The organism is Sinorhizobium americanum (assembly GCF_001651855.1).
Classification (GTDB): Bacteria; Pseudomonadota; Alphaproteobacteria; order Rhizobiales; family Rhizobiaceae; genus Sinorhizobium; species Sinorhizobium americanum.
Genome location: NZ_LNQC01000022.1, coordinates 1 through 11,452, shown reverse-complemented (window position 1 = coordinate 11,452; position 11,452 = coordinate 1). Strand labels below are relative to the sequence as shown.

Below are 11,452 nucleotides of genomic sequence, written 5' to 3'. Positions count from 1 at the left end.
TTTCAGTACGCTGCGGCGGCGATAGGTCTGACTGAAAATGGGATTGGACATGCATTCCTCCATCGGGATCCTGTTTGCGGCCACTGACCGACGGGCGAGCTGCTTGCCTGCGGCCTTCGTTCTGCATGATGCGACAGGCGAGGGGAGCAATATACATATATTGAATAGATTTTGTGTGCTACTCGGGAATAATTTTCCCTCGAGGACGGGGCCTATGGAGCACGACATTCTCCGACGCGTGCAGCGGCACGGGAGACGTGCACGAGTGAGCTTTTTTGCTGGGCTCAAATGCGAAGGGCATTATGAGACGGCGCGCTGAAGGCCAGCTCGACCAAACCATAACTCGACCCGCCTGATAGCACTCCAGTTTTGTTCGCATCGATCCACGACGTTAAGGGCGGCCTAAATTAGGCGTGAAATCGCGCCGGCGCCCTCCGATCAGAATTTTTGAATTTTCCGCGTCGACAAAATTGGGAGAATTTTTCTTACGGTAGTACATTAAATTGGTAGAGTAAGTCAGCAACATGGAACCGCGACGCAAATGAAGATCCTCGGACTTTCCGGCAATGTAAAGCGACCCTCGCGGACAGCATCGCTCGTCGATGTCATGGCGTCAGCGGTTGAGAGTCGCTTCGGTGGCGTGAAGCGCGTCATCAACCTCGCCGATGCCGCGCCGGTCTTGTTTCGGGCGTTGAGGGCCGATCAGCTCGAGAGCGAAGGACGCGAAATCATTGATGCGGTCGAAACCGCCGACGTTCTTGTCGTAGGCTCGCCCGTCTACCGCGCCTCCTATACCGGCGCTCTGAAGCATCTATTCGACCTGGTGGACTACCGCGCCTTGGCCGGACGGCCGGTGCTCCTCGCCGCGACCGGTGGCAGTCCGCTGCATGCCCTGATGATTGAGCATCAGCTCCGTCCGCTCTTCGGTTTCTTCAACGCGCTGTCGCTACCGACCTCCATCTACGCGGTCGAGACTGATTTTGTCGATAACCGGCTCACCAATCCGGCGGTGCTCGAGCGCGTCGATCGCGCCATCGCTGACCTCGCGCGCTTGCTACCCGTGAGTCCGCAGCGAACCACGTTGTCTGCCGGTGAACATGGACCGGCACTGGTTACCACCAAAGCATGAAACCCTGGAGAGGAAGACAAATGTCGCATGCAAATAGAGAGCCGGTGAAATTCGCCTATTGGGTACCGAACGTTTCGGGCGGGCTGGTCATTTCCAATATCGAACAGCGGACAAGCTGGTCGATCGACTACAACCGAAAACTGGCGCAGATCGCCGAAGAGAACGGTTTCGAATACGCTTTGAGCCAGATTCGCTTCACCGCCGGCTACGGTGCCGAGTTCCAGCATGAATCGGTTTCCTTCAGCCATGCGCTGCTGGAAGCGACCAAGACGCTGAAGGTGATCGCGGCGATCCTGCCGGGACCGTGGAATCCGGCACTGGCTGCCAAGCAGATCGCCACGATCAACCACCTCACCAACGGGCGCGTCGCCGTCAACGTCGTCAGCGGCTGGTTCCGCGGTGAGTTCGCCGCTATCGGCGAGCACTGGCTGGACCACGACGAACGCTATCGCCGTTCGGAAGAGTTCATCCGGGCGCTGCGCGGCATCTGGACCGAGGACAATTTCACCTTCCGCGGCGATTTCTACCGCTTCAACAATTATTCGCTGAAGCCGAAGCCTATCGATCCGCAGCCGGAGATCTTTCAGGGCGGCTCGTCGCGCGCCGCGCGCGACATGGCGGCACGCGTTTCTGACTGGTACTTCACCAATGGCAACACGCCGGATCAAATCGCCAAGCAGGTGAGTGACATCCGCCAGAAGGCCAAGGAAAGCGACCACTCGGTTCGGGTCGGCGTCAACGCCTTCGCAATCGTCCGCGAGACGGAGGAAGAGGCGAAGGCCATCCTTGCGGAGATCGTCGAGAAGGCCAATCCGGAGGCAGTCAACGCCTTTGGCCATGAGGTCAAGAATGCCGGCAAGGCTTCGCCGGAAGGCGAGGGCAACTGGGCGAAATCCTCCTTCGAGGATCTGGTCCAATACAATGACGGCTTCCGCTCCAACCTGATTGGCACGCCCCGGCAGGTGGCTGAGCGGATCCTCGATCTGAAGCGCGCCGGTGCCGACCTCATCCTGCTCGGCTTCCTGCATTTCCAGGAAGAAGTCGAATATTTCGGCAAGCACGTCATTCCGCTGGTGCGCGAACTGGAAGCGGCAGAAGCGCTGCAGCCGGTTGCTGCGGAGTAATCCGCAGAAGAGCACCTGAACATAAGAAGGCGGACCGGAATGCCGGTCGTACCACTAAGAATGACCGGGGTTTCTGGGATCGCCGGCGGAGCTGTGCGCCGCTGGCAACGGGTTGCCGTGGCCCCTGGAAGCCGTCTGAGAGGGAAAATATGCACGCGATGACATTTGCCCTTGGGGGGCTGGGCACGTCCGCCTTCCCGTCAGAGGTCCAGGAGCACCTCCTCGACCTTGCCGCCAGGCCGACGCCTCAGCCGCATGCGGCGATTTCCGGCGACGTGCTGCTTGGCCTTGAAGGCGTGAGACTTTCTTTCGGCGGCGTCACAGCTCTGGACAATGTCGATCTCGCCGTGCGGCGCGGCGAAATCCGCGCCATCATCGGTCCGAATGGCGCCGGCAAGAGCTCGCTTATCAATGTCATCAGCGGCGTCTACCGGCCGGATCGCGGCCATGTGCTGATCGGCGGCCACCGCTATCGTGCGGTGCCGACCGACAGGCTGGCGCGCCTCGGCGTCGCACGGACGTTCCAGAACCTCGCCCTCTTCAAGGGCTTGAGCGTCCTCGACAACGTGGTGGCCGGGCGAGCGCACACGGTCCGCTCGACGTTCCTCGGCCAGATCGCGCGTGTCGGCGCCGCGCGCCGCGAGGAGGCGGACGCGCGCGACCGGGCCCGGCGCATCCTTGCCTTCCTTGATCTCGAACACGTCGCCGGCCGGCTTGCCGGTACACTGCCCTATGGGCTGCAGAAGCGGGTTGAACTCGCCCGTGCGCTGGTGGCAGAGCCGGAGATTCTGCTTCTCGACGAGCCGATGGCGGGCATGACCGCCACGGAAAAGCAGGAAATGGCCGGCTTCGTGCGGGCTACGCGCGACGCCTACGGCACCACCGTCATCCTCATCGAGCACGACATCGGCGTCGTCATGGAGCTTTCCGACCGGATCGCGGTGCTCGACTATGGCCGCAAGATCGCCGACGGCACTCCGGAAGAGGTGAGGGCCGACCAGCGCGTCATCGACGCCTATCTGGGCGTTGTGCCCGAGAACGAAGACGGAGCGGGGATCTGATGTCGGACTTCGATTGGCTTTTCTTCACCGAGGTGCTCGTCGGCGGGCTGCTCTCGGGCGTAATGTACTCGCTGGTCGCGATCGGCTTCGTGCTGATCTACAAGACCTCTGGTGTCTTGAACTTCGCGCAAGGGGCGCTGCTGCTCTTCGCGGCTCTGACCTTCGTCAGCCTCGTCGAACGCGGCGTGCCCTTCGCGCTGGCGCTCGCCGTCACCTTCGCGCTGATGGTCGTCATTGGCATCGCCATCGAGCGCACCGTCTTGCGGCCGCTCACCAACAAGCCGCCGATCACCCTGTTCATGGCAACGCTCGGTCTCTCCTATGTCATGGAAGGGGCCGCCCAGCTTGTCTGGGGAACGCAGGTGCATGCGCTCGAGCTCGGCATCGAGGACCTCCCCTTCGATGTCGGCGGCGTCTTCATCAGCCAGTTCGACATCTTTGCCGCGGCTGTAGCGGCAGGAATGGTGGCGCTGTTGTCGGTCTTCTTCCGCTACACCCGCGTCGGGCTCGCCTTCCGGGCTGTCGCGGACGACCAGTTCGCAGCGCTCGCCGTCGGTCTGCGCCTGCCGTGGATCTGGGCGACCGTGTGGGCGACCGCCGGCCTGGTGGCGTTGGTGGCAGGCCTCCTTTGGGGCGCACGGCTCGGCGTGCAATTCTCGCTGTCGCTTGTCGTTCTCAAGGCTCTGCCGGTCCTCGTCCTCGGTGGCTTCGATTCAATCCTGGGTGCCATTGTCGGCGGCCTGCTGATCGGCGCGAGCGAGAAGCTCGCCGAGGTCTATCTCGGCGACTATTTCGGCGGCGGCATCGAAAGCTGGTTCGCCTATGTCGCGGCACTTGCCTTCCTGCTCATTCGTCCCTCCGGCCTGTTCGGCCAGAAGCTCGTGGAAAGGGTCTGACCATGGCCTCCATCGCAACCGTCCTTCCCGCGTCTGCGACGCTTCCGCGCTGGCTGGCACCGGTGGCGCTCCTTGCCGTTGCCTACCTCTTCGTGCCGTTTGTCGGCACCAGCTATCTCTTCGAGGCCATTTTGCTGCCGTTCCTGGCGCTGAGCCTCGCCGGCGTTGGCTTGAACCTCTTGACCGGCTATGCCGGCCAGGTCTCGCTCGGCAGCGCCGCCTTCATGGCGGTCGGCGCCTTCGCCGCCTACAACTTCAACCTGCGCGTCGAAGGCCTGCCGCTTGTCTTAAGCATCGTGCTTGCCGGCTTTTCGGCCGCTGCGATCGGCATTGTCTTCGGCCTGCCGAGTCTCAGGCTGAAGGGCTTCTATCTGGCGGTCTCAACGCTTGCCGCACAGTTCTTCGTGCAGTGGGCTCTGACGAAATTCGGCTGGTTTTCCAACAATTCGGCCTCCGGCGTCATCGACGCTCCGCCGCTGGCGATCGCCGGTATTACCTTCGAAAGCGCCGCCGACCGCTATCTCTTCGCGCTGACCATCGTGACGGTGCTGACCTTCGTGGCGCTGCGGCTCGTCGCTTCGCAGACCGGGCGCAACTTCATTGCGGTGCGCGACAACGAGACGGCCGCCCGCATCATCGGCGTGCCGGTGCTGAGGACGAAGCTGCTCGCCTTCGCGATTTCGTCCTTCATCATCGGCGTTGCCGGCGTGCTCTGGGCCTTCGCCTATCTTCGAACCGTGGAGCCGGCGGGGTTCAATCTCGACCGCTCCTTCCAGGTGCTGTTCATCATCATCATTGGCGGCCTCGCCTCGATCCGCGGCGCCTTTTTTGGAGCCGCGCTGATCGTCGTCTTCCCGCTTGTTCTGTCGCGGCTTGGAGCCTTCTTTCTCGGCGACATCTTCGATTCCGGCGTCCTCGACATGAGCCAGCGCATCGTGCTCGGCGGCCTGATCATCCTCTTCCTCGTTCTTGAACCGGACGGACTCGTCGCCCTCTGGGACAGGAACATGAGACGCTTCGGCTCCGTTTTCGGACGGCGCTGACGAAGACCGGAGCGGATGCGCTCCCAAAATCAAGAAATCCACTTTCCATCAATCAGGTACGGCGATCGCGCCGGCCAACACCCGGAGTTTGTCCAGAAATGACCATCCTCAGCAAATTCAAGATTGCGGCGCTGGCCGCGGGCGTCGCGCTTACGAACGCTCTCCCCGCAGCCCACGCCGACGAGCAGTATTTTCCGCTGCAGAGCTACCGCGTCGGTCCCTATGCGGCCGGTGGCACCGGTTTCTTCGGTGGCTTCATCGATTATCTCAACCTGATCAACACCCGCGACGGCGGCGTCAACGGCGTCAAGCTCACCTGGTCGGAAGCCGAGACGCAATACGAGGTCGAGCGCGGTGTCGAAGCCTATGAGCGGCTGAAGAGCAATCCGAACGTCGCCGCCTGGAATCCGCTCTCCGTCGGCATCGCCTATGCGATGATCGACCGGATCACCGCGGACAAGGTGCCGCTGATCACCATCAATCACGGCCGCACCGATTCCACCGACGGCCGCGTCTTCCCCTACGTCTTCCCGCTGCTGCTTAATCCATACAGCGAGACCTCCGGCATCGTAAACTACATCGCCTCAAAGGAAGGCGGCCCCGAAAGCCTCAAGGGCAAGAAGATCGTCGTGCTCTATCACGGCTCGCCCTACGGCAAGGAGACGATCCCGATCTATGAACTGCTCGCCGAGAAATTTGGTTTCGAACTGCAGCAGATCGAGGTGCCGCATCCGGGCAATGAGCAGCAGTCACAATGGCTGACGATCCGCCGCGCCAAACCCGACTATGTCGTGCTGCGCGGCTGGGGCGTGATGAACCCGGTGGCGCTGAAGACCGCCGCCAAGACCGGCTTCCCGGTCGACCATATCATCGGCAATGTCTGGTCGAACTCGGAGGAGGACGTCATCCCCGCCGGTGAGGCCGCCAAGGGCTACACGGCAATCACCATTCAGGCCTCGGGTACCGAGTATCCGGTGGTCAAGGAGATCGTCTCGGCCGTCTACGACAAGGGCCTGGGCAACCTCGAAGACAAGAACCGCATCGGTTCGGTCTACCACAATCTCGGCATCGTCAACGGCATCCTGAACGTCGAGGCGGTCCGCATCGCCCAGGAGAAGTTCGGTAATCGGACGCTGACCGGAGACGAGGTCCGCTGGGGCTTCGAGCACCTTGAGCTCGATCCGGCCCGGGTCGAGGCGCTCGGCGCGAAGAACCTGTTCCACTCGATCAACGTCACCTGGGACAATCACGAGGGCAACGGCTACGTCACCTTCCAGCAATGGGACGGCAAGAAGTGGAACGTCGTTTCCGACTGGATCGCGCCGGACTGGGCGCTGCTGCGTCCGATCATCGAGAAGTCGTCCGAGGCCTATGCCGAGGAAAAGGGCATCAAGTTGCGCACGGCCGAAGATGCGGAGGCCGCGACCAACTGATGGGGGCGGGCCGGACATGCGGCGAGGGGGATCCATGCCGACACCATGTCCGGCCCGAACTCCAACGAGAAGGAGAGTGACATGACTGAAGCGGATATCCTGCTCACGGTTGAAGACGTCAAGGCAACCTACAATCACGCAATCAGGGCGCTGGACGGCGTCAGCTTAACATTGAAGCGCGGCGAAATCGTCGCACTCCTTGGCGCCAACGGTGCCGGCAAGACGACGGCGCTGAAAGCCGTATCCAACCTGCTGCCGGCGGAGCGCGGCCAGATCGTCGCTGGACGCATCAGGTTCGGAGAACTCGATGTCGCCGCGGTCTCGCCCGACGCACTCGTCAGGGCCGGGCTGGTGCAGGTACTCGAAGGCCGCCATTGCTTCCGCAGCCTCACAGTGGAGGAGAACCTCGTCTCCGGTGGCATCGGACGCAGCGCAAAACGGGGTGAAATCGCAGCCGACCTCGAGAGGATCTATACCTGGTTCCCGCGCCTCAAGGAAAAGCGCCGCTTGGCAGCGGGCCTTACCTCCGGCGGCGAGCAGCAGATGACGGCGATCGGCCGGGCGCTGATGTCGCGGCCGCGTCTCCTCGTCCTGGACGAGCCTTCCATGGGACTCGCTCCGCTCGCCGTCCAGGACATCTTCCGCACCCTGCGTCGACTCAACCGGGAAGAGGGCCTCTCCATCCTGGTCGCCGAGCAGAACTCTGCCGTGGCGCTCACCTATGCCGACAAGGCCGTCATCCTCGAAAACGGCATCAGCGTGTTGTCCGGTTATGCCCGTGACCTCAAGTCCCGCGACGACATTAAGGCCCTCTATCTAGGGCAAAAGCCGAGCGCCGCCGTTCTCGCCGCCTACTGACAACAACCCATCGACAGGGAGAAACCCGAATGACTATTTCCAACATCAGTACACGCGACGCCGCCCGTGGCGTTCCGGCGGTGCCCCGGCCAAGCGAGCCGGCGCATGTCATCAAGAGCGATGCCGAGGCGATCGAGGTGGCGAAGAAGCTCGCCGCTGAATTCGCCCCCGGTTCAGCCGCCCGCGACCGCGACCGTATCTGGCCTGTCCGGGAACTCGATGCCTTTTCGCAGAGTGGGCTGTGGTCGATCAATGTGCCGAAAAAGTTCGGCGGTCCCGAAGTCTCCTATGCGACGCTCGCCAAGGTGATCGAGATCATTTCCGCCGCCGACTCCTCGATCGGCCAGATCGCCCAGAACCATCTCGGCGTCGTTGCTGCGATCCGCACCGTCTCCGACGAGAAACAGCAGAAGCTGCTCTTTGCCGAAGTGCTGCGCGGCACCCGCTTCGGCAACGCCTTTTCGGAATTCGGCTCGAAACGGGCAGTCGATTTCGAGACGAAGTTCGTTGATGTCGGCGATCATGTCATCGTCAATGGACGGAAGTTCTATTCATCCGGTGCGCTGCTCGCTCACCTGGTGCCGATCGTCGCCATCGACGACCAGGGCCGCGCCTGGTACGCGATTGCCGAACGCGATGCGCCGGGGCTGACGGTTGTGGACGACTGGTCGTCCTTCGGACAGCGCACGACGCTCTCCGGTACGGTCATACTCGACAATGTCAAGGTGCCGAAGACGCACCTGGTGCCAGGTTACAAAGGTTATGACAAGCCGACGGCGGACGGAGCGATCTTCCAGATCATTCAGGTGGCCGTGGATACCGGCATTGCCCAGGCCGCGATCGACGAGACAGTCGCCTTCGTCCGCACAAAAAGCCGTGCATGGGTCGACAGTGGTCTCGACAACGCCTGGGACGATCCCTACACCATCCAGGCGGTGGGAGACCTGACGCTGCGCCTCCATGCGGCGCAGGCGCTGCTCGAAAAGGCGGGATATGCGATTGACCGGGCGGTGCTCAATCCAAACGCGGAGACCGTGGCGGAAGCCCAGATTGTGACGGCGGAGGCCAAGATCCTCTCGACGGAGATCGCCATCGCTGCCACCAACAAGCTTTTCGAATTGGCCGGGACGCGCTCGACGCTCGCCGAACACAATTTGGACCGCCATTGGCGCAATGCGCGCACTCACACACTGCACGATCCGGTGCGCTGGAAATATGCCATTCTGGGCAAGTATTTCTTGAACGGCGAGAACCCGCCGCTCCACGCCTGGAGCTGAGCTTCGGTCGCGCGTGTTCTCACCCGTGGCGATCGTCGCTTTCGCTCGTAAATCCGCTCAGCAGAGCCTTGATCGCCGTCATGATGGTGACGGTGAGGAGAAACGAACGGATCTGGCCTGTCGCACTGAGGCTTGGGCTCCACGTGACGACTGTGAGCCAGCATGCGAAAGCGACGGAATCCAGAAAATGCCGTTCGAAAAAAGCCGCGCTCCAAGGTTTGCGGTATGCATCGGTCGTGAAGATCGCATCGAGACCGCGACTGGCGAGAAACAGCAAGGGGACGGAAGCCGTTTTCATGGCTATCAATCCGGCCTGATCGCCGATCAGGAAAGGGCCCGCAGCACTCACAGCCGTGAACAGCAACACAAGAACATATCGACCTGCGGTGCCGTGCCGAAAAGCCGAGCGATCGTCGTTCATTTGGATCCCAATCATCGATCAAAGGTCCGCTGTGCGCGTCTACGGTGGTGCGTAATACGGCGTAATCGGTGCAGTTGCAGCTTAACTCAAAATCGATCTTTTTTATAGAGATGAAGCAGCATTTGGCGTGATACTATTCTCCGGGATTGCAGCAGGCCGGCCGCCGCCGCAGCAGGCAAAGCGGGTCACTGCCGATGAGGAGGCGCCCTTGCTCTACGATGTCGCGGTTGTCGGTGCAGGATTTTCTGCGATCGCAGTAACCATCCATCTTCTTCGCTCGCTGCCACCTTCTGCTTCAATGGCCGTGGTTGGAGACGATCCGGGGTTCGGCAGGGGAACCGCCTATCGAACGGAGTTCTATATCCATCGGTTGAATGTCCCTGCGGGACGCATGAGCGTCTTTCCAGAAGAGCCGGAAGATTTCGTCCGCTGGCTCGAGCAGCATGCGCGAAAGGTTTCGTCGGAGGGCTTCGCATCGAGGGGCGACTATGGTCTTTATCTGCGCGATCGGCTTGCGTCGCTGCTTCGAGATCACGACCGCCGCGTGACGTTCGATTTCATCAAGGCGAAGGCGCAGAATTGCAGTCATTCCAGCGAGGCTGGCCTTGTCTTCAAACTGGACAATGGGACGGAGCTTAGCGCGCGCAACGTAGTGCTCTGCCTTGGCGTCGGAAACGCCGATCTGCCGCTAAAACAGGATCATATCGCGATAGGCGCGCAAAAGCGCATCGTGCGCAATCCATGGCGGCTGAGCTGGCTTTCGAGGGTCGGCCGCAGCGACACCATCTGCATTCTCGGCTCCGGATTGACGATGGTCGATCAGGTGCTTGCATTGCGGGTACACGGTCACCGCGGACCGATCCGTGTCTTGTCGCGACGTGGGCTGCTGCCGCATCCACATGCGCAGGCGAGCCACCTCGCGAAGCCGATCGAACCGGAACTTGCGGGCTCGCGGGAAATCAGTGCCTTGCTTCAGGGATTTCGCAGGCAGGTTCGCAACGGCGCGGACTGGCGGGGCCTGATGGACGGTCTCAGGCCGATGACGCAAGGATTGTGGCAGCAGCTTTCGAGCGATCAACGTGCCCGATTGCTGCGCCATGGGCTTGCGTGGTGGAACATCCATCGTCATCGCATCGCTCCGGAGATATTCCTGCGGTTCGAGACGTTGAGACGCGACGGCATTGTCACGGTCCATGCCGGTTTCCTCGAGGCGATCGAGGAAGGACATCGTGGCGCGCTAGTGAGCTACAGACAGCGGCAGAGCCACCGCTCAAGGTCATTCAACGCAGATTGGATCGTTAACTGCACCGGCATGGAGCGCGCCGGTGTCGCCCATTCTCCGCTGCTTAAAGGAATGCAACGACAAGGATTGATCGCTGCCGATGAGCTCGGGCTCGGCCTCTCGGTCGACAAGGACTCCTGTGTGATTGATTGCGAAGGAAGGCCGCAGCCGGGGCTCTACGCAGTCGGTGCTCTGACAGCCGGTCAGTTCTGGGAAATTACTGCGGCTCCCGATATTCGCGTGCAGGCGACAAACGTCGTAAGCGCTATCATTTCGAGGCTGCCGCACGACGTTCAAGACTAAGTCTGCGGTGCCCGGAGCAAGGCGGCATGCCGCACTAGGCAAGCGCGCCGTCCGGGCGTCTTCTAGCGGCGTCGATCGGCGATCAGCTTCGGTCATGCCGTCTGCGCGGCGGCGCATCGAATTCGCGATCGTGGTGTGGGGCGCGCCACTGGCTCGTTCCATGCGGGATCGGCCCCGGTGATTGGTTTTGCTCGCACGAGGGCGAATAGAAGAAAAAACTTCCATCCGTAAATACATTAAAATTATGGAATAACTGTATTGCTGCAGATGACCTGCGATGCTTGAAGCGAACCAATCTCGGCCGTACCGGACGGAGCCTCCAATGAGCAAGACCATTCGCTTCAACGCCTTCGACATGAACTGCGTTGGCCATCAGTCGCCGGGACTGTGGGCGCATCCGCGGGACAGGTCTTTCAAATACAAAGACCTGGACTATTGGCAGGACCTGGCGCGCACGCTTGAGCGCGGCGTCTTCGACGGCATCTTCATCGCCGACGTGATCGGCTATTACGATGTCTACAAAGGGAACAATTATCACGCCATACATCAGGCGGCGCAGATTCCGGTCAACGACCCGCTGCAATTGGCGGCGCCGATCGCGCTTGCGACCGAGCATCTCGGCATT

General features: G+C 61.5%; 10 protein-coding genes and 1 pseudogene. 10 read left to right on the top strand and 1 reads right to left on the bottom strand.

The features are described 5' to 3' along the window. The first annotated feature begins 541 nt into the window (after window positions 1-541). From msuE to ATC00_RS00280, 8 genes are all read left to right on the top strand, one after another. Window positions 542-1,129 (top strand): FMN reductase, encoded by a 588-nt coding sequence (gene msuE, locus ATC00_RS00315; RefSeq protein WP_064251594.1) that lies wholly within the window; start codon window positions 542-544, stop codon window positions 1,127-1,129. 20 nt (window positions 1,130-1,149) lie between these two features. Then, complete coding sequence (gene sfnG / locus ATC00_RS00310) at window positions 1,150-2,253, top strand: dimethylsulfone monooxygenase SfnG (RefSeq protein WP_064251593.1); 1,104 nt, start codon at window positions 1,150-1,152, stop codon at window positions 2,251-2,253. 149 nt (window positions 2,254-2,402) lie between these two features. Continuing rightward, entirely contained in the window at window positions 2,403-3,314 is a 912-nt protein-coding gene (locus tag ATC00_RS00305) for an ABC transporter ATP-binding protein (protein WP_064251592.1), read from the top strand. Continuing rightward, window positions 3,314-4,210, top strand: a complete 897-nt coding sequence (locus tag ATC00_RS00300; RefSeq protein ID WP_064251591.1) for a branched-chain amino acid ABC transporter permease — start codon at window positions 3,314-3,316, stop codon at window positions 4,208-4,210. The genes ATC00_RS00305 and ATC00_RS00300 overlap by 1 nt, the downstream gene beginning before the upstream one ends. A 2-nt stretch (window positions 4,211-4,212) precedes the next feature. Then, window positions 4,213-5,253: a branched-chain amino acid ABC transporter permease gene (locus tag ATC00_RS00295; RefSeq protein WP_037382537.1), complete on the top strand. Its 1,041-nt coding sequence runs from the start codon at window positions 4,213-4,215 to the stop codon at window positions 5,251-5,253. A gap of 98 nt (window positions 5,254-5,351) precedes the next feature. Then, window positions 5,352-6,686, top strand: coding sequence for an ABC transporter substrate-binding protein (locus ATC00_RS00290; protein ID WP_064251590.1), 1,335 nt, complete (start codon window positions 5,352-5,354; stop codon window positions 6,684-6,686). An 81-nt stretch (window positions 6,687-6,767) separates the two neighbouring features. Beyond that, on the top strand, window positions 6,768-7,544 hold the full coding sequence (locus ATC00_RS00285; protein WP_064251589.1) for an ABC transporter ATP-binding protein: 777 nt from the start codon (window positions 6,768-6,770) through the stop codon (window positions 7,542-7,544). A 29-nt stretch (window positions 7,545-7,573) separates the two neighbouring features. Beyond that, window positions 7,574-8,821 carry an SfnB family sulfur acquisition oxidoreductase gene (locus ATC00_RS00280; RefSeq protein WP_064251588.1) on the top strand — a complete coding sequence of 416 codons (1,248 nt, stop codon included), beginning with the start codon at window positions 7,574-7,576 and terminating at the stop codon, window positions 8,819-8,821. Between the two features lie 19 nt (window positions 8,822-8,840). Here the strand turns inward: ATC00_RS00280 and ATC00_RS00275 are convergent, their stop codons facing one another. Beyond that, a complete protein-coding gene (locus ATC00_RS00275) occupies window positions 8,841-9,242 on the bottom strand; it encodes a hypothetical protein (protein WP_064251587.1) in 402 nt (133 codons plus the stop codon). Window positions 9,243-9,450: 208 nt separating this feature from the next. Between ATC00_RS00275 and ATC00_RS00270 the strand changes: the two genes are divergently transcribed. Together ATC00_RS00270 and ATC00_RS00265 are read left to right on the top strand one after the other, a co-directional pair. Beyond that, window positions 9,451-10,827: an FAD/NAD(P)-binding protein gene (locus tag ATC00_RS00270; protein ID WP_064251595.1), complete on the top strand. Its 1,377-nt coding sequence runs from the start codon at window positions 9,451-9,453 to the stop codon at window positions 10,825-10,827. A gap of 322 nt (window positions 10,828-11,149) precedes the next feature. Next, a pseudogene (locus tag ATC00_RS00265) lies at window positions 11,150-11,452 on the top strand (5,10-methylene tetrahydromethanopterin reductase); the annotation flags it as partial.